General features: G+C 69.8%; 22 protein-coding genes. 18 read left to right on the forward strand and 4 right to left on the reverse strand.

Going from position 1 to position 25,589, the window contains the following annotated elements; translation table 11 throughout:
* Nucleotides 1–236: 236 nt before the first annotated feature.
* From AB0B96_RS37925 to AB0B96_RS37935, 3 genes are all read left to right on the forward strand, one after another.
* Complete coding sequence (locus AB0B96_RS37925) at nt 237–3,209, forward strand: ATP-binding protein (RefSeq protein ID WP_362906770.1); 2,973 nt, start codon at nt 237–239, stop codon at nt 3,207–3,209.
* 221 nt (nt 3,210–3,430) lie between these two features.
* Entirely contained in the window at nt 3,431–4,717 is a 1,287-nt protein-coding gene (locus AB0B96_RS37930) for a MurT ligase domain-containing protein (protein WP_350943094.1), read from the forward strand.
* Nucleotides 4,707–5,423 carry a glutamine amidotransferase gene (locus AB0B96_RS37935; RefSeq protein ID WP_350943096.1) on the forward strand — a complete coding sequence of 239 codons (717 nt, stop codon included), beginning with the start codon at nt 4,707–4,709 and terminating at the stop codon, nt 5,421–5,423. Before AB0B96_RS37930 ends, AB0B96_RS37935 begins: the two co-directional genes overlap by 11 nt.
* 57 nt (nt 5,424–5,480) lie before the next feature.
* On the opposite strand, the gene AB0B96_RS37940 is transcribed toward AB0B96_RS37935, so the two are convergent.
* The gene (locus tag AB0B96_RS37940; protein WP_350943097.1) at nt 5,481–5,843 is read right to left on the reverse strand and encodes a DsrE family protein; all 363 of its coding nucleotides are present in this window, start codon (nt 5,841–5,843) and stop codon (nt 5,481–5,483) included.
* A gap of 67 nt (nt 5,844–5,910) precedes the next feature.
* Here AB0B96_RS37940 and AB0B96_RS37945 point away from each other — a divergent pair, with 67 nt between their 5' ends.
* The 4 genes from AB0B96_RS37945 (at nt 5,911) to AB0B96_RS37960 (ending at nt 9,254) form a co-directional block, all read left to right on the forward strand.
* Nucleotides 5,911–6,420, forward strand: coding sequence for an FABP family protein (locus AB0B96_RS37945; protein WP_350943099.1), 510 nt, complete (start codon nt 5,911–5,913; stop codon nt 6,418–6,420).
* A 107-nt stretch (nt 6,421–6,527) separates the two neighbouring features.
* Entirely contained in the window at nt 6,528–6,833 is a 306-nt protein-coding gene (locus AB0B96_RS37950; RefSeq protein ID WP_362906773.1) for a DUF2470 domain-containing protein, read from the forward strand.
* A 649-nt stretch (nt 6,834–7,482) separates the two neighbouring features.
* Complete coding sequence (locus tag AB0B96_RS37955) at nt 7,483–7,968, forward strand: helix-turn-helix domain-containing protein (protein ID WP_362906775.1); 486 nt, start codon at nt 7,483–7,485, stop codon at nt 7,966–7,968.
* A 263-nt stretch (nt 7,969–8,231) separates the two neighbouring features.
* Nucleotides 8,232–9,254 (forward strand): LacI family DNA-binding transcriptional regulator, encoded by a 1,023-nt coding sequence (locus tag AB0B96_RS37960; RefSeq protein WP_362906777.1) that lies wholly within the window; start codon nt 8,232–8,234, stop codon nt 9,252–9,254.
* A 130-nt stretch (nt 9,255–9,384) separates the two neighbouring features.
* Here AB0B96_RS37960 and AB0B96_RS37965 read toward each other — a convergent pair whose 3' ends face one another.
* On the reverse strand, nt 9,385–12,417 hold the full coding sequence (locus AB0B96_RS37965) for a family 16 glycoside hydrolase (RefSeq protein ID WP_362906779.1): 3,033 nt from the start codon (nt 12,415–12,417) through the stop codon (nt 9,385–9,387).
* 384 nt (nt 12,418–12,801) lie between these two features.
* On the opposite strand from AB0B96_RS37965, the gene AB0B96_RS37970 reads away from it, so the two are divergent.
* The 7 genes from AB0B96_RS37970 (at nt 12,802) to AB0B96_RS38000 (ending at nt 19,353) form a co-directional block, all read left to right on the forward strand.
* A complete protein-coding gene (locus AB0B96_RS37970) occupies nt 12,802–13,749 on the forward strand; it encodes an ABC transporter permease (RefSeq protein ID WP_362906781.1) in 948 nt (315 codons plus the stop codon).
* A gap of 52 nt (nt 13,750–13,801) precedes the next feature.
* Nucleotides 13,802–14,809, forward strand: coding sequence for an ABC transporter substrate-binding protein (locus AB0B96_RS37975; protein ID WP_362906783.1), 1,008 nt, complete (start codon nt 13,802–13,804; stop codon nt 14,807–14,809).
* Between the two features lie 7 nt (nt 14,810–14,816).
* Nucleotides 14,817–15,611: an ABC transporter ATP-binding protein gene (locus AB0B96_RS37980; RefSeq protein WP_362906785.1), complete on the forward strand. Its 795-nt coding sequence runs from the start codon at nt 14,817–14,819 to the stop codon at nt 15,609–15,611.
* Nucleotides 15,612–15,727: 116 nt separating this feature from the next.
* Nucleotides 15,728–16,798, forward strand: a complete 1,071-nt coding sequence (locus tag AB0B96_RS37985; protein ID WP_350943114.1) for a hypothetical protein — start codon at nt 15,728–15,730, stop codon at nt 16,796–16,798.
* Between the two features lie 160 nt (nt 16,799–16,958).
* Nucleotides 16,959–17,693, forward strand: a complete 735-nt coding sequence (locus tag AB0B96_RS37990; protein WP_362906788.1) for a cupin domain-containing protein — start codon at nt 16,959–16,961, stop codon at nt 17,691–17,693.
* Nucleotides 17,694–17,778: 85 nt separating this feature from the next.
* On the forward strand, nt 17,779–18,192 hold the full coding sequence (locus AB0B96_RS37995) for a Fur family transcriptional regulator (protein ID WP_350943118.1): 414 nt from the start codon (nt 17,779–17,781) through the stop codon (nt 18,190–18,192).
* A gap of 177 nt (nt 18,193–18,369) precedes the next feature.
* Entirely contained in the window at nt 18,370–19,353 is a 984-nt protein-coding gene (locus tag AB0B96_RS38000; protein ID WP_362906790.1) for a glycine cleavage T C-terminal barrel domain-containing protein, read from the forward strand.
* Nucleotides 19,354–19,515: 162 nt separating this feature from the next.
* Here AB0B96_RS38000 and dtd read toward each other — a convergent pair whose 3' ends face one another.
* Nucleotides 19,516–19,941: a D-aminoacyl-tRNA deacylase gene (gene dtd, locus AB0B96_RS38005; protein WP_350943120.1), complete on the reverse strand. Its 426-nt coding sequence runs from the start codon at nt 19,939–19,941 to the stop codon at nt 19,516–19,518.
* A gap of 57 nt (nt 19,942–19,998) precedes the next feature.
* Here dtd and AB0B96_RS38010 point away from each other — a divergent pair, with 57 nt between their 5' ends.
* Nucleotides 19,999–20,940: an asparaginase gene (locus AB0B96_RS38010; RefSeq protein ID WP_362906792.1), complete on the forward strand. Its 942-nt coding sequence runs from the start codon at nt 19,999–20,001 to the stop codon at nt 20,938–20,940.
* Between the two features lie 39 nt (nt 20,941–20,979).
* Here the strand turns inward: AB0B96_RS38010 and AB0B96_RS38015 are convergent, their stop codons facing one another.
* A complete protein-coding gene (locus tag AB0B96_RS38015) occupies nt 20,980–22,782 on the reverse strand; it encodes a DUF2207 domain-containing protein (RefSeq protein ID WP_362906794.1) in 1,803 nt (600 codons plus the stop codon).
* 134 nt (nt 22,783–22,916) lie between these two features.
* On the opposite strand from AB0B96_RS38015, the gene AB0B96_RS38020 reads away from it, so the two are divergent.
* The 3 genes from AB0B96_RS38020 to AB0B96_RS38030 all read left to right on the forward strand — a co-directional run bounded on the left by AB0B96_RS38020 (nt 22,917) and on the right by AB0B96_RS38030 (nt 25,369).
* On the forward strand, nt 22,917–23,960 hold the full coding sequence (locus tag AB0B96_RS38020; RefSeq protein ID WP_362906796.1) for a neutral zinc metallopeptidase: 1,044 nt from the start codon (nt 22,917–22,919) through the stop codon (nt 23,958–23,960).
* Nucleotides 23,961–24,131: 171 nt separating this feature from the next.
* Entirely contained in the window at nt 24,132–24,758 is a 627-nt protein-coding gene (locus tag AB0B96_RS38025; RefSeq protein ID WP_362906798.1) for an SGNH/GDSL hydrolase family protein, read from the forward strand.
* 287 nt (nt 24,759–25,045) lie between these two features.
* Nucleotides 25,046–25,369, forward strand: coding sequence for a hypothetical protein (locus AB0B96_RS38030; RefSeq protein ID WP_362906800.1), 324 nt, complete (start codon nt 25,046–25,048; stop codon nt 25,367–25,369).
* The last annotated feature ends 220 nt before the right edge of the window (nt 25,370–25,589 follow it).

Here is a 25,589-nt window from a genome sequence, read left to right on the forward strand (position 1 = left end):
GTGGGAACTCGGGTGAGGATCGTTCGGGCGGCGATGTTTTCGCCGGGTGCGTCAACGAGGCGTCCGTATGTCGTAATGGGATGGTCAATGCCAGGGTGCGAGCCCCGAGTCAGGTTCGACCGTGGTCGCGGGGGTGACCTACCCTCGATCTCGATCATGCGTCGGCCGGTACAACGGAGCGATCCGTGAAGCGTCAACCCTCCGGCCTGGAGCCGGGTCCCCCGGGTGGAGACCAAATGCAGCCAAGTGTGTCCCGTCCGCCCAACGCCCTGACAGGGCCCTGGTACAGAATCCAGGCGATCACGGCGCCCTCGCGCAGTTCCTCCGCGGAGTGGGACTTCGTCACCGTCCTGCCCGCGGTGCTCTCCACGGCCCAGCGCAACCGTCCCTTCGTGGTCGGCTGGCTCTCGCGAGGGTCGGGCGCCCCGCTGGAGCTGATCACCAATGCGGGGCCGCTCACCCCGCCACGCCCGCCCCGCAGGGCCGCCACCGAGGCCGAGCAGGTCCCGGGCGGTCCGGAACCGCTGCTCTTCCCCAGCGGTGCCCGTGGCGTCCGGATCGGTGACGAGTGGCTCCGCGACCTGTCCGACCTCGCCTGGACCGTCTGCCCGGGACGTCAGGCACCTCCGCTCGGCGGACGCAGAGAGCCGGACGCCGACGAGATCAGGCGGCCCACGCTTTTCGAGTCGACGCTGGTCACGCTCATGTCCCGGCCGTTCGCCTGGCTGGTGGTGGCCGAGCAGACCGACCTGCTCGACGCCGAGGTCGCGCACCTGCGCACCCAGCTCAACGTGCTGCGGCAGTACGGTGACGCCTCCGAGCGTTCCCGCTACGACGCGGAACGGGCCGAGCGGCGCATGCAGGAGCTGGACGCCTTTCGCGAGGCCGGGCTCTGGAACGTCCGGGTGCTCGCCGGCGCCGCGGGTCCCGAGGAACTGCGCCAGATCGCCCCGGTGCTCGTCGGCTCCGCCGAGATGAGCCACCACCCCTACCGCCTGCGCAGCGCGCTGTCCGGTCCCGTCTACGGTTTCGCCGAGGCGCTCGCGACCACCCTGCAGGACCCGGCGGACGGCGCGGCCTCCCCGTTCGCGGCCACCGCCGGGGCGCTCGCCGCTCTCGCCGGGCTGCCGCACCGGGAGGTGCCGGGGGTACGGGTCCTCGACGCGGGCTTCTTCGACGTGACCAGCGAGGCGGACACCGTGCCCGGCGAGCTCACCGTCGAGCTCGGGTCCATCCTCGACGGCCAGGACAGGCCGGTCGGCTCGTTCAAGGTCCCGCTGGCCACCCTCAACCGGCACGCGTTCATCACCGGCGCCACCGGCTCCGGCAAGTCGCAGACCGTCAGGCATCTGCTGGAACAGCTCACCGGCGCGGGCATCCCGTGGCTCGCGATCGAGCCCGCCAAGTCCGAGTACGCCTCGATGGGCGGCAGGATCGAGCACTTCGCCCCGGTGACCGTGATCAACCCGTCGGCACCGGAGAGCGTGCCGTTCAGCGTCAACCCGCTCGCCCCCGAGCCCGGATACCCGGTCCAGGCGCACATCGACATGGTCCGAGCCCTGTTCATGGCGGCCTTCGACGCCGAGGAGCCGTTCCCGCAGATCATGTCGCTCGCCCTGCAGCGGGTGTACGAGGCCAACGGCTGGGACGTGGTCACCGGCTGGGCCGCCCCCGGCGCCGCCGTCCGGCCCGCCGTGCCGACCCTCGAACAGCTTCAGCAGCACGCGATGGACGTGATCAAGGAGATCGGCTACGGCAAGGAGGTCCAGGCCGACGTGGAGGGCTTCATCTCGCTGCGGCTGCGGTCGCTGCGGGTGGGCTCCGCGGGCCGGTTCTTCGAGGGCGGGCACCCCGCCGACATCGGCGACCTGCTCCAGCGCAACGTGGTGCTCGCGATCGAGGACGTCGCGAACGACGAGGACAAGGCGTTCCTGATGGGCACCTTGATCATCCGGATCGTGGAGCATCTGCGGATGCGGGCCAGGAAGGAGCGCAGCAGCGGGCTCAAGCACGTCATCGTGATCGAGGAGGCACACCGGCTGCTGCGCGACCGGGGCGCGGGGCGGGCCAGCACGCACGCCGTCGAACTCCTGGCGGGCATGCTCGCCGAGATCCGCGCGTACGGCGAGGGCATCGTGGTCGCCGAGCAGATCCCCACGAAGCTCGTCTCCGACGTGGTGAAGAACACCGCGCTGAAGGTGATCCACCGGCTCCCCGCCGAGGACGACCGCCAGCTGGTCGGCGCGGCGACGAACCTGAGCGAGGAGCAGTCCCGGCAGGTCGTCTCGCTCCCTCCCGGTGTCGCCGCGGTCTTCGCCGACGGCATGGACCGGCCGTTGCGCGTCCAGGTGCCGCTGGGCGAGGACCGCGAGCGTCCGGTTCCCGGCCAGATGCCGCCCATCTGTGGTCGTCGCTCGGCGGCCTGCGGGCAGGAGTGCCGCACCGGCCGGGCGTGCACGCTGGTCGAGCTGCGCGAGGCGGACCTGCTCGCCGCGGCCTCCGACTGGGCGTGGCTGCGGATCTGGGCCGACACGCTGGTGCTGGCGTTCTGCACCAACCGGCCGCTGCCGGGAGTGCCCAGGGCGCTCGCCGGCCTCTGGGCGGATCTCCCGCCGCGACGGCGCGAATGCCTGCTGGCCACGGCGGTGGAACGCTGCGTGGGCCGTCGCGCGTGGTCGCTGCGGACCGTGAACGACCCGACCACGCTGACCGAGCAGGTCGCCGTGGTCGGGACCAGGCTGCTCGGCCCCGACCGCGACCCCGGCGAGCGGCCGGGACCCGCCTGGGTGATCCCGCAGGTGCGGTGGCTGCATGAGGTGGACAGGCTCTTCCCGTACGGCCAGCCCGCGCCCAACCCGCGCGGCTCCGCGCCGGTCATGGAGTACGCGCTGTTCAACCGTCCGGCCGGGGGCACCGAGCTGCTCGGCCACCGGGCCAAGGCGCTGCGCCACCACCCGCTGTCCATGGAGGTGGAGAGGAACCGGGAGCTGGCCTGGCGGGTGATCCTCGGTGACGACGACCGCGAGAGCGTGGAGCGTGACATCCTCACGGTCACCATCGGCCTCGACCCGGCGGAGCGGCTCCGGCACGTGTCCCAGGCCATGGGGGCCGGCTGGCTGGAGAGTGTGCTGTCGTGGCCAGGCCGGTTCGTGCAGCCCTTCGACGAGGATTCGCCGGAGTCGGCGGAACTCGTCTTCACCGAGGGGTGAGGACGGTGTTGTTTGTCGGCTTTTTTCGGTGCTTTCTCACCGGGTGCGAAGGCTTCCCCATTTCACCGTCACCGAGGGGTGCGTGTGACGTGCCTCCGGGGGTGACGGTGCCGAAGCAGGGCTAAGATCTGCGGCATGAACGATTCGGTGATTCCGGTCCCGCGGCCGGGCCGGTCGGCCGCCGGGTCGTCCCGTGACGGGTCGCCAAGCGAGGAGACGGTATGACTCAGCTTCCGCTGCGGGCGCAGCTCGCCACCGCTCTCGGCCGGACGGCCGCGACCCTGTCCCGGGTCACCGGGCGTGGGGACGGATCGGTGATCGGGGGCAGGGTCAGCCTGGTCCTGGAGCCCGATCTTCTGCGCAAGCTCGCGCACGACCGCAAGCTCGCGCTGGTGAGCGCGACCAACGGCAAGACGACGACGACCCGCCTGATCACCTCCGCGCTGTCGGAGCTCGGCGACGTCGCCACCAACGCCTTCGGCGCCAACATGCCCGCCGGGCACGTCTCGGCGCTGTCGTCGGCCAAGCACGCCCCGTACGGCGTGCTGGAGGTCGACGAGAAATACCTGCCCGAGGTGATCGACACCACCGGGGCCGGGGTCGTCTGCCTGATGAACCTCAGCCGCGACCAGATGGACCGGGCGGGCGAGATCTGGCTGCTCGCCCAGAAGTGGCGGCGGGCGCTCGCCGGCAAGAACACCCATGTGATCGCCAACGCGGACGACCCGCTGGTGACCTGGGGCGCCTCCACCGCGGCCTCGGTCACCTGGGTGTCGGCGGGACAGCCGTGGAAGGAGGACTCCTGGTGCTGCCCCGAGTGCGGCGGCCCCCTCGACCGCAAGGGCATGGAGTACGTCCCGCCCGGCAGCATCGGCGCCGGTGCCACCTCGACGGCGGGGGAGAACGACTGGGCCTGCCGCGAGTGCACCTTCCGGCGGCCCGAGCCGTCCTGGGTCCTCGACGACGACGCGGTGATCGACCCGCGCGGGCAGCGCTGGGTGCTCGACATCCAGCTTCCCGGGCGCGCCAACCGGGCCAACGCGGCGATCGCGCTCGCCACCGCGGAGGTGTTCGGCCTGCCGGTCGAGCGGGCGCTGCCCCGGCTGCGCGAGGTGAAGTCGGTCGCCGGCCGATACACCACGGTGGAACGCGACGGCCGGCACGCCCGGCTGCTGCTCGCCAAGAACCCGGCCGGATGGCTGGAGGCCTTCGACGTGCTCGACGCCTCGCTTCCGGTGATCCTCTCGGTGAACGCCCAGGGGCCCGACGGTCGCGACACCTCATGGCTGTGGGACGTCGACTACCGCGTGCTGCGCGGCAGGCCGGTCTTCGTGACCGGCGAACGGCGGCTCGACCTCGCGCTCCGGCTGGACGTGGCCGACGTGCCGTTCCAACTGGCGAACTCGTTCGAGCAGGCGCTCGCCGCGCAACCGTCGGGCAAGGTCGACGTGATCGCCAACTACACCGCCTTCCAGCAGATCCGATCGGAGTTCGGTCGTGCAGTCTGACAGCGCTCTGCGCCTTGTCTGGATTTATCCGGACCTACTGAGCACGTACGGCGACCAGGGCAACGTCCTGGTCCTGGAGCAGCGCGCCAAGCGCCGGGGCATCCCGGTCGAGACCGTGCACGTACGCTCGGCCGACCCGGTTCCCGAGAGCGGCGACATCTACCTCATCGGCGGCGGTGAGGACCGGCCGCAGATCCTCGCCTCCGAGCGGCTCCAGCGCGACGGCGGCCTGCACCGGGCCATCCAGCGGGGCGCGGCCCTGCTCGCCGTGTGCGCGGGCTACCAGATCATCGGCACCACGTTCGGTGGTGAGGAGGGCCAGCCGGTCGACGGCATCGGCCTGATCGACATCTCCAGCGGGCGCGGTCAGGGCCGGGCCGTCGGGGAGCTGGCGGGGGAGGCGGACCCGGCACTGGGCATCTCCACGCTCACCGGCTTCGAGAACCACATGGGCGTCACCAGGCTCGGGGCCGGGATCCGGCCGCTGGCCCGGACGGCGGTCGGTACGGGCAACGGCGACGGCACCGAGGGCTGCTACACCGGCAAGATCGTCGGCACCTATCTGCACGGTCCCGCGCTCGCCCGCAACCCCGGCCTCGCCGACCTGCTGCTCACCTGGGCGGTGGGCGCCCAGCTGCCGCCGATCGACGACTCCTGGTTCGACCGGCTTCGCGAGGAGCGCCTCACCGCGGTGCTGCCCCGCTGATCAGGCGTCGCTCCTGCCGGCGGGGCGTCTCCGCCGGCAGCGGGTGCTCCGATGCTCTCAGTAGACGAGGGCCTGGACGCCCTCCTCCAGGACCTCCTCCACGAAGGTGGAGGCGCCCGCGATGCGTATGCCCTCGATCACGTCGTCGACCGTGATGTCCCGTCGGGTCGCGCACTGCGTGCACAGGGTCACCCTGCCGCCCGCGAGCACCGCGTCGAGCAGGTCGCCGAGCTGGGCCGCGTGCGGGAGGGTGAACTCCTTCGCCCGTCCGGGGAGGGCGAACCAGGCGGACTCGCCCGTCAGCCAGAGCGAGACGGGAACGCCGCTCGCCAACGCCGCCGCGGCCACGGTGAAGGCCTGATTGCAGCGCTCAGGCGAGTCTTCGCCCGCGGTAACCTTGATCACCAGTGATCGTGCCATGTTCGCAGCCTATGTGGCCCGGCATCACCGGCGCGAACCATATCGCAGCGGCTCTAGGCTCGTTTCCATGGACGTTCCCGAACTGCATCCCGATCTTGAGCCGATCTCCTTCCTCGTGGGTCGATGGGAAGGCGCCGGGGTCGGTGGATATCCGACGATCGAGAGTTTCAACTTCGGCCAGGAGATCGTCTTCGGTCACAACGGCAAGCCGTTCCTGACCTACAGCAGCCGCACCTGGCTGCTCGACGAGGAGGGCGGCAAGGTCCGCCCGCTGGGCACCGAGACCGGCTTCTGGCGCCAGCTCCCCGGCCGTCAGCTTGAGGTGTGCCTGTCACACCCCACGGGCATCGTGGAGATCTACGTCGGCGAGGTGGTCTTCAACAAGATCGAGCTCCAGACCGACGTGGTGGCCCGCACCGCGACCGCGAAGGAGTACACCGCGGGCCACCGCCTCTACGGCCTGGTCAACGGCAACCTGATGTGGGCGTACGACATGGCCTCCATGGGGCAGCCGCTCCAGTCCCACATCTCGGCCGAGCTCAAGAGGGTCGGCGACTTCGTGCCCGACGAGGTGTGAGGTCGGCCCGATGGGGCCACCCGGTGGGATTCGTCCCGACGGCGCGTGAGGCGGGGCGCCCGGCACCCGCGCTCGGGTGAGGCGGGGCGCTGGTTACGCTCTGGAACATGAGCACTCCCTTCACCCCCGACGTGGTCGAGGCGATCAAGCGCCACATGAACGACGACCACGCCGATGACGCGCTGCTGATCTGCAGGGGCCTCGGCGGGCAACCCGAGGCCACCGGCGCGACGACGACCGGTGTCGACGCCGAGGCGATCGAGTTCGCCGCCGTGGTCGACGGGCGGGACATCACGGTCCGGGTCCCCTGGAGCACCACGCTGACCGAACGCACCCAGGTCCGTACGGAGGTCGTCCGCCTCTACCGTGACGCCTGCACCGCCCTCGGCGTCCCCGCACGCGGCGAGCACTAAGGGAACACGATGGGAACGCTGAGGCAGCACTGACCGGCGAATCCCCGCCGTACGAGGTGGCGCCGCCGGTCGGACCTCGCCCACAGGCTCCTCCCGGCCGGGAGAGGGTGATCGAGAAGGAGGAGCGCGGGAAGCCCGGGAAAGGGAAGAACCCCGGGCCACTTCCCCCTGCTCGGCAGGAGGGCCGGTGGACTACAGGCGGGATCGCCCGCCTCCGGCGGCCCGGGGTTCCGGTGATTGTCGTGGATTCGCCGAACGTCGCCTGACGCCCGGACAGAGTCCGGTCGCGGCGTCCTAGCGGACAGCCACCTCGCTAGCCCAACTATGATCAACCATCGTTCGGACCACCTCCTTTCGGCGTGCCTGTACGTTATGAAACTCCGCGCCCTCGAGGCAAATGAATTTTCCAAACCGCCTCTGCCCTCCAGCGCCCGCCCTCTGAGCAGCCCCGATGCGGCTCGGCGAGGGGGTTGGCGGGACGCCACGGCGGCCGGAGCCGATCGTTCGACCGCCGCCGACGCCCTGTGCGAATATCGCCACGATAGGTGTTCGAACGATCGCCCAAAGTGAACTACTTGCTATAGGTGGATGGCGGTATTCATCTATGAGGGCAATGCCACCTCTACTCCGTTCCAACGTCACAAGGGAGTTGCTCGCCTGGCTGTATTTGCATCCGGAGAACGAGTATTCGACAACCGACCTCACCGCACGAACAGGCTCGTCCCGGGCGACGGTGAGTCGTGAGGTGGACCGGCTCATGGATGCCGGGCCGACGTCGGAGAGGCGACACGGCAACCTTCGTCTTGTCCGCGCCGATCCTGACATGATCGTCGCGCGGCCACTGACCGATCCACTGGCGGTGACCTTCGGTCCGGCAGCCGTCCTGCCGCCTCTTCTTGAGCCGATCTCCGGCATCGACGAGGCGTACATTTACGGCTCCTGGGCTGCTCGATACGCGAATCAGGCCGGACCGCCGCCACGTGATATCGACGCCCTCGTCGTGGGATCCGCGGACGAGCTCTACGACGCGGCGCGAGCGGCCGAACGAATTCTCGGTCGCGAGGTGAACATCAGCCGCATCTCCTTGGCGACGTGGACCGACGACAGCTTGAACCCAAGCGGCTTTTCCCGGTAAATGTGAGTGGCGAAAAGCCGCTACGACATTATTGTGCATTTGGGTTTAATGTAATATAAGGTAAAATTGTGAGTTTCCTGCGAGGGAGACCTGTGTGTCGCTGTGGGCTCATCTGGTTGCGGCCGACCGGCACCCGTCTTGCTCCGCGGACGGCGAGCTGCAAGGTAAGCGCTTACTCGGTGCGCTGATCGCTCCCGCCGCTGAGGCAAGGGCTTTCCTGAGTGGCTATTCTGGGTGAAACCGCACGGGGAGGGATTGGATCTGTGGCGACACTGGCTGATGTCGCACGTCTGGCTGGCGTATCGTCAGCCACCGTGTCGCGGATCATCAACGGCAACCCCAAGCCCGTGGCCGAAGCTCTGCGTGAGCGGGTGCTGGCCGCCGTCGAGGAGTTGCAGTACGTGCCCAACGCGCACGCTCAGCTCCTCGCCCGCTCGCACCGCAGCACGATCGGCGTCATCGTGCACGACGTCTCAGACCCGTACTTCGCCGAGATCATCCGTGGGCTGCAACGTGTCGCTACCGAAAACGGGCGACTCGTCATCACCTGCAACAGCTACCGCAACCCGGACAGAGAACTCGAATACGTCGAGCTGCTGCGTGCCCATCAGGTCGCGGCGATCATTCTCGCCGGCTCCGGTTACCACGACGACGCCTTCACCGCCAAGATGAACAGCAAGCTGCGCGTCTACCAGGCCACCGGCGGCCGAACCGTGGTCATCGGCCGCCATGACCACGTCGGCGACGCCGTCTTGCCCGACAACGAGAAGGGCGGCTACCTGCTGGCCGCTGAGCTGTACACCCTGGGCCACCGGCGGTTCGGGGTCATCGCCGGTCCTGAGCAGATGACCACCACCACGGACCGGCTCGCCGGGCTGCGCCGCGCTGCGCGGGAGCATGGACGAAGGTTGCCGGCCCGGCGTATCGCATACGGCGACTTCGACCGCACCAGCGGAATGGCCGCCGCCGCGGCGCTGCTCGACGCTGAGCCGAAGCTGACCGCCATGGCCGCGCTCAACGACTCGATGGCCATCGGCGCCCTCGCGCTGCTGCGTTCGCGTGGCATCGCTGTTCCCGACGAGGTCAGCGTGATCGGCTTTGACGACATGCCTATCGCGTCGGATGTCACCCCCGCGCTCACCACCATCCGTCTCCCGCTCGCCGACATGGGCGCCCGCGCCGTGATCCTCGCCCTGCAGCCGGCCGAAGGCGATGACGTGCTGCGTATCGTGCGGGTGGGAGCGGAGCTCATCCGCCGGGAGAGCGCCGGCCCGGCGCGGCGGTAGCACCTCTTCCCTGTGCCGGGCGCCTTGTCCGGTGGGAGGCGGGTCTCCCCGTCGGTGGTGCGTGAAGGGTGACCCTCGCGACGCCGGGCGTCGCGAGGGTCACCATCGCGGGGTCAGCGGCTCGGTGGTGTCAGAGCCGTTCGATCCAGACGTTGCGGAATCGTGGGTTGTCGCCGGGGTCGCCGTGGTCCTGTAGCTTGATCTTGCCCGGGGCCGGGTCCTCCGCTCTGCCCGCGCCGGTCGGGCCGTTGATGGCCACGTTGTCGTGCACCAGTTGTCCGTTCCACTTCACGGTTATCCGCGCGTCCTCCACCTTCTTGGCCGCGTTGTCGAAGCGCGCCGCACGGAACTCGATGTCGTACGTCTGCCACTCGCCGGTCGGCCGCGCCGCGTTCACGTCCGGCGCCTTCTTCAGATAGAGAGAGCCGGCGCCGTTGAGCTCCGGGGGTCGCCCGTAGGACTCCAGCACCTGCAGTTCGTAGCTCTCGAAGATGTACACGCCGCTGTTGCCGCGGGCCTGCCCGGTGACCTCCGGCGGGTAGTGCGGCTGGTACCACTCGACGTGCATGCGGAAGTCGCCGAACCGTTCCTTCGTGCGGATGTCACCGCCGAGCGACTCCATCGTCCCGTCCGCCACGGGCCACGTCGCCGGGGCGCCGGACGTCGTCTCCCACGCGTCGAGGTTGGTGCCGTCGAACAGCGTGATCCGCTTCTTCGACGGCGTCACCGTGATCTTGTCCAGGTTGACGCGTCCAAAGTCGGTTGCTTCGTAGACGTAGGCGATGGTGTTCGCACCGGGGCGCAGCGTCACCGTCTCCGTCTGGGTCGCCCAGTTGGCCCAGGCCCCGGTGGGGGCGAGCCAGATCTGCTTCTCCTTCTTGCCGTTGACGTACAGGCTCATCGACTTCGAAGGCGGGTTGGTGGGGATCGAGTTGGGGCCGTTCGCGTACCGCAGTTCGATGTCGTGGCGGCCAGCCTTGTCGGCGCGGACGGCGAACGTGGTGCTGGCGCCCGGTTCCCAGTTGCGGTCGACGAAACCGGCGCCCGAGTAGCCGGCGTGGTTGGTGTTCCAGCCGGTCCCACCGGCCAGCTTGGCGGACTCCGCCTCGTACTCGGCCGGCGCCGTCGTGCCGTCGGCCAGCCGGTTGAGCGTGTACCACGCCTCGGTGCTCCACAGTTCCTGACCGGACGCCGAGTCGAACGGGCGCGGGGAGTGCACGTGCACCACGTGGCCCGGCTTCAGGCCCGTGATCTTCAGCGTCACCTTCTTGCGGTCCTTCGACAGGGTCGCCGAGGTGACCTCAAGGGTCTGCTCACCGATCTTCGGGCCGCCGTACTGGGGCGTCGCCACGTACCGCCACTGCTTGACCTTGTACTTGGCGGCGAGGTTCTGCGCGGTCTCGTCGGACAGCGGCTGCGTGTACTCGAGTTCGAAGCCGCCCTTGACGGCCCGCATCTTGCGGATGTCGAACGCCTCGGCGCCGTTGAGGCTGAGCTTCTGCAGGCCGTAGCTGAGCTTGCCCGCCTGGCCCCAGTTGCCCGCCCAGCCGATGCCGCCGGTGTAGATCGCGTTGTCCGGGCCGAGGCCGATCCGGCTCACCCCGGACTCGAGCCCCTGGGTCATGCGGAACACGGCGCCCTGGTACTCGCCCGCGACCTTCTCCAGGTACGCGCGCTGCAGACCGCCGTAGGTCACGTCGCCGAACACCATCTGGCCCTTGAACACGCCGTCGGGCAGCACGATCGGGTTGCTCGGCGAGTTGGAGATCTCGTTGTGCGGCAACCAGAGCACGGGTTCGGTCACCGGCTGGTCGTCGTACGTGCCACTCGGGTTGACGTAGTGGTTGTAGAAGGCGCCCTCCTTGATCCGCACCAGCTTCGACGCCGGCACCCACATGCCCTGGTTGTCGGTGACGAAGATGTCGTTCCCCGGCCCCCAGCCGATGCCGTTGGGCGTGCGCAGCCCACTGGCGATATAGGTCACTTCGCCCGTCTTCTTGTTGATCTTGAGGGTGCTGCCGCGGTGGGGAACGGGCTGCGGGTTGGCGGTCGCGCCGCCGGGGACCATCGAGATGCCCGTGGTGACGTAGAAGTACCCGCCCTTGTACAGCAGGCCGAACGCGAACTCGTGGTAGTTGCCGCTGAACGGCCAGGTCGCGATCCTGCGGTACTCGTCGGTGACCTCGTCGCCTGTCTTGTCCACGAGCGCGGTCAGCTGGTGCTTCTCCGACACGTAGATGGTGCCGTCGACGTACTTGAGGCCCATCGGTTCCTGCAGGCCTTGGGCGATCTTCTTAATGGTCACCTTGCTCGGGTCGGTGTTGCCGGTGACGCCGTCGAGCAGGTAGACCTCGCCGAGCACGGTCACCCGGTCACCGCCCCAGGTGGAGATGGCCAGCCGGCCGTCCGGCAGCCAGTCCATGCCGGTGACCTGCGGCTGGAAGCCGTCCGGGCGCAGGTTCGTCAGCGTGTAGGCCGGGTGCACACCGGTCAGCGGCAGCCCGTCGCCGGGGGCGTCGGTGACGCCCTCACACTGCTTGCGGCCGGGTGAGGTGACCCGTACGACCTCGGAGTCGGTGCTCAGCACCGAGGTCGGCACGAGGGTGTAGCCGGTCGCGCCCGGTGGCCGCCACTCGAGCCGCAGCCGCTTGGTGGACTGGGCGTCGAAGTGCTCGATGCGCAGCGCGTGGTAGCCCGCGGTCAGGTCGATCGAGCCGTCCTTCGGGGTGGCGCCGTGGCGGCCGGGGTGGTCGATCACCTGGGTGCCGTCGAGGAAGAACCGTGCGCCGTCGTCGCTGATGAGCCGGAAGTCGTGGGTCCCGGCGGTGGTGATGTTGAGGTTGCCGCTCACTTCGGTGACGAACTGGTTCGCGAACCCGAAGTCCGCGGTGGTCGTCCAGTCGATCGTCGGCATCACCTTGTCGATGTTGGGTGTCTGGCCTGGTTTGAGCACGCAGTAGTCGAACAGGGCGACCTGCACGTCGTACACGCGCATCGTCACGCCCGGTTCCTGGGGCGGGATGTCGGTCTGGGAGACGGCGTGGACGGGGAGTGGCGTCGACAGGAACGGCAGGAGCAACGCAGCGGCGGCTGTGGCGGCCGCGCCGAACCACCGTCGCCTGCGTCTGGGCCGGCTGGTGGTCGGGGGCGTGCTGTGATCCATCTTCCCTCACAGTGGCTGGGGGGTGGACGTGCGGTCAGGATCAGCGGACAGGTAAGCGTTTTCCTAGGAAAGCGCTTTCGACCGTAAACAGAAGACAGGGTGGCGGTCAAGAGGTCCCTCGAAGGGTGGTTCGCGAGTGAATGTCCCTTTTGTCGCCCAGGGTTGGCGGAGGCGGGCCGGGCAAGGGATTGGATGCTCACATCCAGCACATTTCGGAAACTGTGCCCCTTTTTGGGCGAGTCGAGTGAAAAGAACCGTTGACGGGTACGTGTCCGGCTGGTTACGGTCGTGGCAATCGGACTAGGAAAGCCCTTTCCTGGCTCTGCGAGGCGGTCGCGCCCAGCTTCCGCCCTCACGGTGATCCGACCCGGAGAAGGAGTGCCTGTGCAGAACCAAGCGGCTGACCACGGCATTGACCTGGATGCGAAGAACCAGTCCGCGTCGACGACGACTCCGACAGGGGCACGGGCCGGGACGTCCACCGAGGTAACCGCTCCGGCGAATCGCCCACCCGTCCCGACAGGGCGAGCCGACCATCCTGGCATTCGCCTGCTGCGCTTCGCCGGGGCGCTCTGGCGACCCGCGCTTCTGCTCGCCGCCGTCTTCGCCGTCTGGTGGCTCGTCGCCGAGCTCGGATTGATGCCGAACTACCTGCTGCCCACCCCGGGCCAGGTCTGGGAGACCATGATCGAAGACTGGGCGTTTCTGATGCGGAACACGTATGTGACGCTGTATGAGACGGTCATCGGCTTCATCCTGGCCGGCCTGCTGGGTCTGGGTACCGCTGTCCTGATCGCCTACTCACCCACGATGGAGAAGGCCATCTACCCCATCGTGCTCTTCGCCCAGGTGATTCCGAAGATCGCGATCGCCCCGCTGCTCGTGGTCTGGTTCGGCGTCGGGCTCACGCCGAAGATCGTCCTGGCCGTTCTCATCGCGTTCTTCCCGGTTGTCATCTCCGGGGTGGCCGGTCTGCGATCGACGGATCCGGAGCTGATCGACCTGTCCGCGACCATGGGCGCCGGCCGGTGGAAGACGTTCCGCAAGATCCAATTCCCGAACGCGCTCCCGCATCTGATGGCCGGGTTGAAGGTCGCCGTGACCCTGGCGGTGGTCGGCGCCGTCGTCGGCGAGTTCGTCGGTGCCGACGAGGGTCTCGGCTACGTACTGCTGCTGGCCAACGGCAATCTGGACGCCCCGTTGCTCTTCGCCGACCTGTTCCTGATGTCGTTGATCGGCATCGTCCTCTTCGTCATCGTCGAGGTGGCGGAGGCCCTGCTCATCCCGTGGCACGCCAGCCGTCGTACCGGCGTACCGCTGACCACGTCCTGAATCGCTCCACACACCCCCACCCCCCCGCCGGATGCTTCGGGAGGCATCGCCAATGAGAAGTCTTGGGTATACCGCCGCCGTGCTCCTGCTGGCGGGAACGATGGCCGCCTGCGGCGGCAGCGACGCCGAACAGCCAGGCGCCGCCGACGGCGCCAGAACGGTGAACCTGACCCTGAACTGGGTTCCCTACGGCGAGCACGCTCCGTTCTACTACGGGGTCAAGAAGGGCTTCTACGATGCCGAGGGCATCAAGCTGACGATCAAACCCGGCGGAGGGTCCGGGAAGACCATCCAGGCGGTGGCCCAGGAGCAGACCGACTTCGGCTGGGCGGACACTCCGCCACTGCTCAAGGGCATCACCTCGGGCATGAAGGTCAAGAGCGTGGGGGTGTTCCTCCAGAAGGGCCCGGCTTCCATCGAATCCCTCGCCGAGACCGGAATCAAGGCACCCGCCGATCTCAAGGGAAAGACCGTGGGCGGCACCCCGGGCGATGCCATCTACGCCACCTTCCCCGCCTGGCTCAAGGCCAATGGGCTCTCCGAGCAGGACGTCAAGGTGGTCAACCTCGACGCGGCCGGGAAGATCGCCGCTCTCGCCGAGGGCAAGGTCGACGCCATCCAGGGCTTCTTCCACGATCAGGCGCCGACCATCGAGGCCAAAACCGGCAAGGACGTCGATTACCTGCTCTACGCCGACTGGGGGATGAACATGTTGGGCACCGGCCTGGTGGTCAACGAGAACACGCTGAGCAAGGACCCGGACATGGTGAAGGCGTTCGTCCGGGCCACCCAGAGGTCCTGGAGCGAGGCGGCCAAGGACATCCCCGGCGCCGTCGACGCGATGGCCGAACTGGCCGAGAACGAGCCTGAGAAGGACGTGCTGGTCAAGCAGCTGACGCTGGCCGTGCCGCTGCTCGACGTCGCCGCCGGCGGCACGCCCGGGGTCAACGCCGAGGCGAAGTGGACCGAAACCATCAATCTGATGACCCAGTACGCCGAGCTGGGAGACCCCGGCGCCCCGTCGAAGTACTGGGACGGCTCCTACGGCAGCAACGGGTGAGGCGGCGATGACCACAGCCGCAGCGACGCTGACCGACACCGCGATCGACATCACCGACCTGACCGTCCAGTTCCAGTCGAAACGATCCCAGACCCTGGCGGTCGACAACGTCACCCTACGGGTTGACGCGGGCGAGTTCATCACGATCGTGGGACCGTCCGGGTGCGGGAAATCCACCGTGCTCAAAATCATCGCCGGTCTGGTCAAGCCCACCAGCGGTACGGTCGCCCTCCTCGGCCGGCCGGTCACCCAGCCGCAGAAGGACATCGGCTTCGTCTTCCAGCGGGCGGCCCTGCTTGAGTGGCGAGGTGTGCGGAAGAACATCCTGCTGCAGGCCGAGATGCGTGGGCTGGACCGGGCATGGGCTGCCCGCCGGGCCGACGAACTGATCGAGCTCACCGGCCTGACCGGCTTCGAGAACGCGCTCCCGCACGAGTTGTCGGGCGGCATGCAGCAGCGGGTGGCCCTCTGCCGGGCGCTGCTGCACCAACCGCCGGTGCTCCTCATGGACGAGCCGTTCGGAGCGCTCGACGCGTTGACCCGCGAGCAGCTCAACACCGAGTTGAACCGGATCTGGCAGGAGACCGGGACCACCATCGTCCTGGTCACCCACTCCATCGCCGAGGCGGTGTTCCTCGGCACCCGGGTCGAGGTGATGAGCCCGCGTCCGGGCCGCATCGTGCGCACTCTCCCCGTCGACCTGCCCCTCGACCGGGACTACGCGCAGGTGATGTCCGACGAACGGTTCGACCGGTTGGCCACGCAGATCCGCGAACTCCTCGGCTCGGGAGCCAACCACTGACCGACAGCCACGCGCCGAGGCGGTGGACCGACGCCGCCGGGGCGTGGCTCGGACTCGGTGCGGCGCCCGCCGCGCTGATCCTGGGCGCCGGGATCGCGCACCGGCACGGCGGCGCCGTGCCGGTGCTCGGCCTGGCCGGGGGCGCCGCGCTGATGGCGCTGTTGCTCTTCGGCCAGGGGGCCCTGGGGGTACGGCCGCCGTACGGGGAAGGCGGGACGCTGACCGAGGTCGCGCCCCGGTATCTGCCGGCGGCCGGGCGGCTCCTGCTCGGCTGGGTGCTCGGCGCCGCGATGATCGGGTGGAATGGTTTCAACGTCGGGCTGGGCGGCGCCTCCCTGGCCGCGGTGTTCGGCATCCCCGGACCGATGGGCGCGCTACTGCTCGCGGCAGCCGTCCTGGCCGTGTCCTACGCCTCGCCCGCGGCCGGCAACCGGATCGCCGTGCTCACCACGCTGGCGGCACTCGCCCTGGTCACCGTATGCGTGGCGCTGCTGCGGCCGGCGACGCCGCCGGTGACCCTGTCGATGGGCGGTCCAGGTGGGCTGGGCGGCCTGGGCGTGGCCGCCGACATCGCCGTCATCGGCGGCTACGTGTCGGTCTTCGCGCTGCGCGCACCCGACTTCAGCCGTGGTCTCTCCACCCGCCGGGACCTCGTCCGGTGCGTCCTGTTGCTGGTCGCCCCGGCGGTCGTGGTCATCGCGGCGGGCGCCGGGGTCTGGTTGCACACCGGCTCCACCGACGTGGTCTCGGCGCTGGCAGACGCCGACGGTCTTTCGTCGTACGCCAATCTGTTCGTCACGGCCGGGGTCTTCGCGCCCGCGCTGACCACCACCTACTCGGGCGCCCTGGCGCTGCGCGCGGTCCGTCCGACGATGTCGAACTCGGCCGCCATGCTGATGGTGACCGTACCCGGTGCGCTGTTGGCCACGGTCCGCTTCGACCTTCTGCTGCTGCCCTGGTTGTCGGTGCTCGGGGCGATCCTGCCGCCACTGATCATCCCGATGGCGACGGAGGCGTGGCGGCGTCGGCGCGGCCGGTCGCCCCGGCCGGTCGCGACCTGGACCTGGCTGCCGGCCGGCCTGGTCGCGACCGCGTTGACCGTGGCGGGGTCCCCGGTCGCGGGGGTGGCCGGCCTGGCGCTGGCGTCGTTGGCCACCGTGTCGCACCTCTGGCGTGGCCGTCGGTGACCGATGGCCGGGCAGCGACCTTGACCGGCTCGATGAGCGACCCGGTGCGGCCCGGGGGAGTGGGCGGCCGGTGTTGACGGTGCCGGTGCGTGGTATTAGCGTCGAGCCATAACTGGAAAGCCCTTTCCTGAGAAATTTCTCCCCGAGAAAGGTGATGCCGATGAGCATGTCGACGGAGCGAGTCACACCGCTGCCGGGCGGGGTCGGAGTCTCCCGGCTCTGTGTTTACGATTCGATCGCTCCGGACGGCGAGATCGGCGGTACCCCTCACCTGCACCTGGCCTGCGCCGAGGCGTACGTGGTGATATCCGGATCGGGGCTCGTGCAGACGCTCACGCTTTCCGGATACCGGGAGACCCGGTTGCGTCCGGGGGCCGTTGTCTGGTTCGCTCCGGGCACGATTCACCGGCTGGTCAACAACGGCGGCCTGGAGATCGTCGTCCTCATGCAGAACAGCGGTCTTCCCGAGGCAGGCGACGCCGTGCTGACCCTTCCGCCGGACCTGCTCGCCGACCCCGCGACGTACGCTGCCGCCGTGGCGCTGCCCGGCGGCGGCGCGCCAGGCGCGGACGTGACCGCCGCCTATGCTCGGCGTGACCTCGCCGTACGCGGGTTCGAGCGGCTGCGGGCCGCCGCGCTGGCCGACGATCTCACCCCGTTGCGCGAGTTCCATGCCGCGGCGATCCGCCTCGTCCGGCCGCACGTGGACGACTGGCGGCGGAAATGGCGCGACGGCGCGTTGCGGGCGGCCGACGAGACCGGACATCAGCTCGACGCGCTCGCTCGCGGCGAAGCGCCACACCTGGCCGAGGCGCAGGTCCACCAGATGGCAGAGCCACGCGACCGTGGCCGACTGGGCATGTGCGGCCTGCTCGACACCTATCCGGTGAGTTGACCGCCTCCACAGCGGCGAATCCACCGGTACAGGCGGTCGGGCCGTGGGAGGACGAGGGGAGCCTCGGTGCTCATAGACTCTGTATATGACCGAGACGTCGTGGCATGAGGAACTCCGGGCGCGCGGTTACCGGGTCACTCCGCAGCGCCAGCTGGTGCTTGAGGCGGTCAAGGCCTGCGAGCACGCCACCCCGGAGGAGATCTGCAACCGGGTGCGGGAGACCGCTCGCGGGGTGAACATATCCACCGTCTACCGGACCCTTGAGCTCCTTGAGGAGCTCGGCATGGTCACCCACTCCCATCTCGGGCACGGCGCCCCCACCTACCACCTGACGTCCGAGGCCGATCATGTTCATCTGGTCTGCCGCGGTTGCGGGGAGATCAGTGAAGTGAGCCCCGACCTGGTGGAGGACTTCGTCGCCAACCTCGACCAGAAGCTCGGGTTCCTCACCGATGTGCACCATCTGACGGTCTTCGGCCGCTGCCGCAAGTGCCGTTGAGCCGCCGGGGAGATCGTCGCCGGACCGGCGGGACCCCGGGGCCGGGACTCGTCGCGCTTCGGCCGCCGAGCCACTGAGCCGAGCCGCCGAGCCGCCGGGGTGTGTCGCGCAGGCCGGGACCCGTCTGTGGGAAGAGTCGCCGCCGTGCTCTTTGGCGGAGCCTCGTAGGCTGTGTTCATGCGAAGCCCTCTGCTGGACACTCCCGGCGCGGTCGCGGCCGAGAGCCCCGACGCCGACGTCGCCGGACACTACGGCGACCCGTTCGCCGAGCAGCGCGCGCTGCTCGCCGGGGAGGCGATGGTCGACCGGAGCAACCGCGAGGTCGTCCGGATCTCCGGACCCGATCGTCTGAGCTGGCTCAACAGCCTCAGCTCGCAGAAACTCGACGACCTGAAACCGGGGCGGCCCACCGAGACGCTGCTGCTGGACGCCCAGGGCAGGGTGGAGCACCACCTCGTCCTCGTCGACGACGGCGAGGCGGTGTGGGCGCACGTCGAGCCGGGCACCGGCGCGGAGGTGGCCGCGTTCCTCGACAAGATGCGGTTCATGCTCAGGGTCGAGGTCGCCGACGTGACGGATCGCTACGCCGTGGTCTCCGTGGCCGGGGAGGCGCGCCCCGACCTGCCCGAGGGCGCCGTCGCCGTGGGGCAGGACATCCTGCTCCCGCGCGACCTGCTCGCCGGGCGGCTCGGGCTGGGCCTCGCCGGGCTCTGGGCGTACGAGGCGCTGCGGATCGAGGGGCACCGTCCCCGCCTGGGCTTCGAGACCGACCACAAGACGATCCCGCACGAGGTGGGCTGGATCGGCTCGGCCCTGCACCTCAACAAGGGCTGCTACAAGGGTCAGGAGACCGTGGCCCGCGTCCACAACCTGGGCCACCCGCCCCGCCGCCTGGTCTTCCTGCACCTGGACGGCAGCGTCGACACCCTGCCCAAGCACGGTGCGCCGGTGACCCTGGACGGGGCGGAGATCGGTTTCGTGGGGAGTTCGGCGCGCCATCACGAGCTGGGGCCGGTCGCGCTCGCCGTGGTCAAGCGGACCGTGCCGGTGGACGCCACGCTGGAGGCCGCGGGGGTGGCCGCGTCCCAGGAGGTCATCGTGCCGCCGGACGCCGGACGCAACGTCCAGATCGACCCGAGCCTGCGCCGCCGCATCCGCTGATCTCCCGACGGTGTCGCGTCCCGGGTGGGCTCCTCCGGCCCGCCCGGATGTCGCGGTACGGTCCTCGGCCGCTCCCGTACTCGAATGCCGGCGCCGCGGTCCCGGGCCCCGGGTGCCGTGACACCGTCCTTTCCTCGGCTGTGGCCTCCGGGGCGCGCGGGGTCAGATGTCCAGAATCAGGGTGATCGGGCCGTCGTTGGTGAGCCCGACCTTCATGTCGGCACCGAACACCCCGGTCTCCACGCGGGCGCCCAGCGCGCGCAGTTCGGCGCAGACCGCCTCCACCAGCGGCTCGGCGACCGGTCCAGGGGCGGCGGCCTGCCAGGTGGGACGGCGGCCCTTGCGGGCGTCGCCGTACAGGGTGAACTGGCTGACCACCAGCAGTGGCGCGCCGATGTCGGAGCAGGACTTCTCGCCGGAGAGGATCCGCAGGCCCCAGAGCTTGGCGGCGAGCCTGGCCGCCTCGGCGCGCGTGTCGGTATGGGTCACGCCGACCAGGACGAGCAGCCCCGGCTCGTCGATCGCCCCGACCGTCGCGCCGTCCACCACCACCGACGCGGAACTCACCCGCTGTACGACCGCACGCATACCCCCATCATCCCGTGTCCCCGGGCGTCCCTAGACTTCGGGCGAAAGGAGACAAAGGTGTCTGCTGAGTCGTTGTTCGTCGAGGTTGTCCGCTCGGGGTTCGTGGAGTCCACCCATCGGGCGCGGATGCTCGCGGTGGCCGCCGACGGGTCGCTGGTGAGGGTTCACGGGGCGGTGGACGCCCTGGTGTCGCCGCGTTCGTCCATGAAGCCCCTGCAGGCGCTCGGGATGGTCCGCGCCGGGCTCCCCCTGGAGGGGGAGTTGCTCGCGCTGGCGTGCGCGAGTCACGTGGGGGAGCCGTTCCACGTGGACGGGGTACGGAGGATCCTGGCCGGGGCGGGGCTGCAGGAGAGCGCGCTCGGCTGTCCCGCGGACCTGCCGGAGGACGTCGCCTCCCGCGAGGAGGTGCTGCGTTCAGGAGGGGGCCGGGCCAGGGTCTACATGAACTGCTCGGGCAAGCACGCGGCGATGCTGGCCACCTGCGTGGCCAACGGCTGGCCCCTGGAGACCTACCTCGACCCGGCGCATCCGCTGCAGCGGGCCGTGCGCGCCACGATCGAGGAACTGACCGGCGAGCGCGTCGCCGCGAGCGGGGTGGACGGTTGCGGCGCACCGCTGTTCTTCGTCTCGATGCTGGGTGTGACCCGGGCGTTCCGCGCCCTCGTCCTCGCCGATCCCGACTCCCCGGAGCGTCGCGTCGCCGACGCGTTCCGCGCCCACCCCGAGTGGACGTCGGGGACCACCCGCCCCGAGGCCCGGCTGATGCGGGCGGTTCCCGGGCTGCTGGTCAAGGCCGGCGCGGAGGCTTTCGACGCGTTCGTCTTCGCCGACGGGCGCTCGGGAACCGTCAAGATCGAGGACGGTGGCCAGCGTGCCCGCGTCCCGGTCACCGTCGCGGCCCTGACCGCCCTCGGCTTCGAGGCCCCGGGACTCGACGAGCTCGCCACCGGGGTCGTGCTCGGCGGAGGGCGTCCGGTGGGCGAGGTCCGCGTGCGATAGCCGCCCGGGGCTCGCGTACGGGCTCGTGTAAGGGGGCTCTCAGAGGGAGCGGAACTGGCGGGTGGTGGAGATCGCCCCCGAGGTGGTCATGGTGAAGGTCCGCATCGAGTCGGCGAACCTGGACAGGTCCCACTCGGCCGGGCCGTGATACCAGTACAGGTTGTCGGCCTGCTGTCCGTTGCCGGTGACCGAGGAGACCACGCGGGCCCAGCGGTCGACGTTGTCGAAGATGACGGCGTAGGGCAGGTAGCGGGAGAACAGCTCCACCCGCTGGGCCTCGGGGACGTCCCCGCCGAGGTCGGCGCTGGACAGATACTCCCTGAAACCGATGGTGTGGGCGAGGGCGCCCGCGCCCTTGGCGGTCTTGGCGGGCATGTACTGGCCGCCCACCGCGAGGGCGGCACCGGCGATGATCAGGGCCAGGCCGAGCACCCCGTACGTGGTGAGCCAGGCGAGCCCGACGGTGGCGAGGACGCCGAGCCCGGTGAGGACCACCCCGAGGGTCGTCCAGCGGGTGCGGACGGTGTCGGGGCGGCGGGCGAACCAGCCCTGCGTGACCACGTCGCGGTAGAGCGCCTCGCGGACCCTGCCCAGCTTGGCGCCGAACGATCCCTGGAGCTCCGAGAGCAGCACCGCGTCACGGCCGTCGAAGATGGCGTCGTAGAGCTCCCGCTCGTAGGGCAGCAGCGAGGCGACCTGGGCGGCGGGCATCCGCACGAGCCTCCAGTCGGGGGTCTCGTACGTCTGCCGGGGCTGTTCGTCGATCCTGAGGTAGCCCCGCACGGCCAGGTCGACGATCGTGGCGGTCACGTCGATCACGTCGGCCTGCTCGTCCATGAGGGTGCCGATCTGGCCGGGGCGGACACCGTCCGGCGGGGCGAAGTGACCGTTCTCGACGCCGCTGAGCGAGCCCGACTCGTGGCCGACCACGCGGGCGTCGCGGCCCCTGGTCCAGTAGAGGAGGCCGAGGCCGCCGAGCAGCAGCAGGAGCAGGCCGGCCAGCGCGCCGCCGGTGACGGCGTTCAGGGTGAAGGCGTTGGACAGCTCGAAGCGGCGCTCCAGGACCGGTGCCCCCTTGGTGGCGCCGGCGGGGTAACCGACGACCACGGTGAGCACCTCACCGGCGCCGAGGTCCTGCTGCCCGAACTCGGCGGCGACGCCCGTGTGGTCCATGGACGCCTCGGTGCAGGCGATCGCCGAGGTGAGGGGGCCGGCGAAGCACGACAGGTTCTGCGTCGTGGCCGGCCCGCTCACGCTGACCCTGGCCTGCTCCACGGGAACGGACCAGGCGCCCACCGCGTACCAGCGCAGTTCCTGGGCGTCGGCGAGCGGTGTGACGGCGCCCAGGACGTCGTACTCCAGGGTGGCGCTTCCCGATCCTTTCAGGGTGATGGTCTCGCCGGTCAGCGTGGCGTCGCCCTTGAGGCCGGTGACCTGGTAGAGGCGATCGCTGCGATCGTCGTAGCGGGTCCGGGCGACGAGGTCGCGCGACGGCGCGTCACCCTCGAAGACGACCTCCTCCCTGACGTGGAGCACACCGTCCTGCCGGAGCTCCAGCTGGACGGTCGTGCTGGTCACCTTGCCGTCCTGCGTGGAGCGGACGGCCTGCGCGGAACGTGCGGCACGGATGCTCCGTCCGGTCCGAGAGGAGTGGGGCTCCGCCTCGGTCCGCCAGGCCTTGGGGGGTGCCGCCTCGGTTCGCACGGTCCGGGAGGACTCCGCTCCGGTCGGGCCGCTCGCCAGGGCGGGGGACGCGAGGGCGAGGGACGTGCCGAGCGTGAGCGCGAGGATCGCCGTCGCGGCCAGGGTTCCGGCTGCTCGGTGCGAGAAAGATGCCGCCATGTGCCGGGAGCTTAGCGAGATCCACCGGCCTGTGACGGACCACCCCGTATCCATTTTTTCCCGCTTATAAACCCATATGTGGTTACATCCGCTAGATTGCCGCCCGTAGATCAACTCTTTGGAGGGGCGGTCGCATGCGCTCACGGGGGGCGAACCCGCTGGCCTTCGGCGTGCTCGGGGTGCTCGCCACGGCGTTCACCGCGGTCGTGGTGATCGCGAGTCTGGCCGGTGAGAAGGATGTCGAGCTTCCCGCCGCGCCGGGGACCGCCCCGGTGGCGACGAGGAGCGCCGCCCCCCAGCAGACGGGTGACAGCGAGGTCACCACGCCGGACTTCACCCCGCCGGAGAAGCTGAACCTCGGCTCGCTGGGCGACGCCGAGATCACGCCGGTCGCCGCGAAACGGAACGCCGCGGGAAGGAGCACCGCCGTCGACCTCCGCCAGATGCGGCGCTCGGACACCGCGGCCCGGCTCAAGCGCAACCCGCTGTACGGCACGGGCCTGATGCGTCCCACCTCGTGCCGTGCCCCGCGGCCCTCGACCCGGCCCCGCGAGATGCTCTCCTATCTCAACGCCGTCACCGACTGCCTGGACCGGGCGTGGTCGGCGAAGTTCTCCCAGGCCGGCGCGCTCTTCCTCCCGGCCCGCAGGGTCTACTGGTCCCGTCAGGGGCGAGGACCCTGCGGGACGTACCCCGACGCCAACGCCTCCGCCTACTACTGCCCGTCCAACCGGGGCATGTACATCGGTCTGAGCCATGTGATCGAGCAGAGTGGCGACCTCGACCCCGCCGCCAACCACGTGCCCTACATGACCGTGCTCGCCCACGAGTACGCGCACCACGTGCAGAGCATGGCGGGCATCGGCGGAGCCTGGTGGTGGGAGGTCTCCGACAGGTCCCGTGCCGCCCAGGACTCCCACTCCCGCCGCAGCGAACTCCAGGCGCAGTGCCTCGCCGGAGCCTTCGCCCGCACCGTACGGGTCCCGCTGGGAGTCACCAACGCCCGCTGGCAGGAGGTCCTGCGCACCGAGTACGGGCGCGGTGACGACCAGAACGGCGGTGCCCGGCGCGACCACGGCAGCGGCGAGCGCTACGCCGCCTGGCTCGACCACGGCTGGAAGTACGCCAGGATCGCCTACTGCAACACCTGGTCCGTCGGCCCTTCCGATGTCAGTTGACCCCTCCCCACCACCGGTGGACATCTGCAATCATGTCGGGAGCCTGACGTTTCCTGAGGTGGTATGCGCGCGCCCGTACGTAGCCGACCGTGGGCGTTCGCGGCCGCATTCCTTGTAGCGATTTCTTCCCTTATTTCGGGATGTAGCGCCGGAAGCGGTCTGGCCACGCCGATGACCGCCGGTACGAAATCCCCGCCCGCCTGGGCGTCCCGGGCTCCGCTCGTCATGATCGTCGGTGACAGCTTCACGGTCGGGTCGGGTCCGGTACGAGGATGGGACGGCTACGCGGCCCGGGTCGCGCGGGAGCTGGGCTGGCAACTGATCACCGCGGGCGCCGCGGGGACGGGCTTCGTCAACCCCGGCAGGGTGGGCCGGACCTTCCAGGACTCCTTCGTCAAGGAGCTCTCCTGGCGTCCCGAACCCGACATGCTCATCATCTCCGGCGGGCGCAACGACCGCCGGGTCGAGGCCGCGAGGATCGAGAACGCGGCCGTCCGGCTGGTGGAGCTGGCCAGGCGGAGGTGGCCGCATACCAGGATCGTGCTGGTCGGTCCGATCTGGATGACGAAGGCACCCCGGTGGGCCTACGGCGTGCGGGAGGCCGTCGCGCTCGCCGCCGACCGGCAGGAGGTGTCCTTCCTCGACCCGTTCGAGGCCCTCGGCCCGCACGGCCGGGGCTGGGGGCGCGGGGCGGTGCTGCCCGACGGCGTCCACCCCACCCTCGTCGGCCACGTACGCCTCTCGCGCTGGATGGTCTCCGCGCTGCACGCCTACGGCATCGACGCGCGCCCTTCCTGAGAGAGGAGGGGGCCCGGCCGACCGTGAGCCGGGAGGCCCGGCAGCGGAGGGGCGTTGAATCCCTCGTGGGACATAAAGGACATTTCGCCATAAAGCAATCCGTCAGAGTTTAATGACCGCCATAAACGGACAATCGATGCGTAAAAGGATTGAATTACCGTTTATGGGCAGACGTGGCAGGAAAGTATGACAAGCGGGATGGCTTACATGTCTCCATCTCTAGTGATTTCCGACTGATCAAGAAATGTCGGTAATCGGGGTAATTGAACCTTTCGAGGGGAAAAGCAATGCCCAAGTTCAAGAGTGTCATCACCGGGATCGCCTTCAGCGTGGCGCTGACCGGAGGGGTCGTCGGCGCAGGGGCGGCGACCACCGCCGCGAGCGCCTCCGCGTCGACCGCCGCGGTCACCGCGGCGGCCTTCCCGACCTGGGGCGGCGGTGGCTGTGGCCGCCGCTGCGGCTGCGGCGGCGGCGGTTGCGGCGGCTGGGGAGGTTGGGGCCACCGCGGCGGCCACCAGCGCTTCAAGCTACGGATCAACAACCACAACAACAACCACAACTTCCTGTCGAACAGGAACACCAACGGCCGCTTCGTGTTCGACGACGACTGATCGGACTCCCGATCGCCGGACCCGCGCCCGCGACCTCGTCTCGGGCGCGGCACGGGAAACCCCGTGGCCGGTGTGAACCGGCCACGGGGCCGCGGGGGGTGCGGCGCGGGAGGGGGGCGGAACCCCCCGGGGCGGGGGCCGGGGGGGGGGGGCGGGGGGGGGCGGCGACGGGGGGCCCCGGGGGGGGGGGGTTGGGTGGGGGGGGGTTGTGGTTTTATCA

Source organism: Streptosporangium sp. NPDC049046 (genome assembly GCF_040649155.1).
In the GTDB taxonomy this organism is placed as follows: domain Bacteria; phylum Actinomycetota; class Actinomycetes; order Streptosporangiales; family Streptosporangiaceae; genus Streptosporangium.

What these genes read in the sequence shown, in the direction of transcription:
- AB0B96_RS37925 (WP_362906770.1), top strand. Translation starts at nt 237, where the DNA reads ATGCAGCCAAGTGTGTCCCGTCCGCCCAACGCCCTGACAGGGCCCTGG.
- AB0B96_RS37930 (WP_350943094.1), top strand. Translation starts at nt 3,431, where the DNA reads ATGACTCAGCTTCCGCTGCGGGCGCAGCTCGCCACCGCTCTCGGCCGG.
- AB0B96_RS37940 (WP_350943097.1), bottom strand. Translation starts at nt 5,843, where the DNA reads ATGGCACGATCACTGGTGATCAAGGTTACCGCGGGCGAAGACTCGCCT.
- AB0B96_RS37945 (WP_350943099.1), top strand. Translation starts at nt 5,911, where the DNA reads ATGGACGTTCCCGAACTGCATCCCGATCTTGAGCCGATCTCCTTCCTC.
- AB0B96_RS37950 (WP_362906773.1), top strand. Translation starts at nt 6,528, where the DNA reads ATGAGCACTCCCTTCACCCCCGACGTGGTCGAGGCGATCAAGCGCCAC.
- AB0B96_RS37965 (WP_362906779.1), bottom strand. Translation starts at nt 12,417, where the DNA reads ATGGATCACAGCACGCCCCCGACCACCAGCCGGCCCAGACGCAGGCGA.
- AB0B96_RS37975 (WP_362906783.1), top strand. Translation starts at nt 13,802, where the DNA reads ATGAGAAGTCTTGGGTATACCGCCGCCGTGCTCCTGCTGGCGGGAACG.
- AB0B96_RS37980 (WP_362906785.1), top strand. Translation starts at nt 14,817, where the DNA reads ATGACCACAGCCGCAGCGACGCTGACCGACACCGCGATCGACATCACC.
- AB0B96_RS37990 (WP_362906788.1), top strand. Translation starts at nt 16,959, where the DNA reads ATGAGCATGTCGACGGAGCGAGTCACACCGCTGCCGGGCGGGGTCGGA.
- AB0B96_RS37995 (WP_350943118.1), top strand. Translation starts at nt 17,779, where the DNA reads ATGACCGAGACGTCGTGGCATGAGGAACTCCGGGCGCGCGGTTACCGG.
- AB0B96_RS38000 (WP_362906790.1), top strand. Translation starts at nt 18,370, where the DNA reads ATGCGAAGCCCTCTGCTGGACACTCCCGGCGCGGTCGCGGCCGAGAGC.
- dtd (WP_350943120.1), bottom strand. Translation starts at nt 19,941, where the DNA reads ATGCGTGCGGTCGTACAGCGGGTGAGTTCCGCGTCGGTGGTGGTGGAC.
- AB0B96_RS38015 (WP_362906794.1), bottom strand. Translation starts at nt 22,782, where the DNA reads ATGGCGGCATCTTTCTCGCACCGAGCAGCCGGAACCCTGGCCGCGACG.
- AB0B96_RS38020 (WP_362906796.1), top strand. Translation starts at nt 22,917, where the DNA reads ATGCGCTCACGGGGGGCGAACCCGCTGGCCTTCGGCGTGCTCGGGGTG.
- AB0B96_RS38025 (WP_362906798.1), top strand. Translation starts at nt 24,132, where the DNA reads ATGACCGCCGGTACGAAATCCCCGCCCGCCTGGGCGTCCCGGGCTCCG.
- AB0B96_RS38030 (WP_362906800.1), top strand. Translation starts at nt 25,046, where the DNA reads ATGCCCAAGTTCAAGAGTGTCATCACCGGGATCGCCTTCAGCGTGGCG.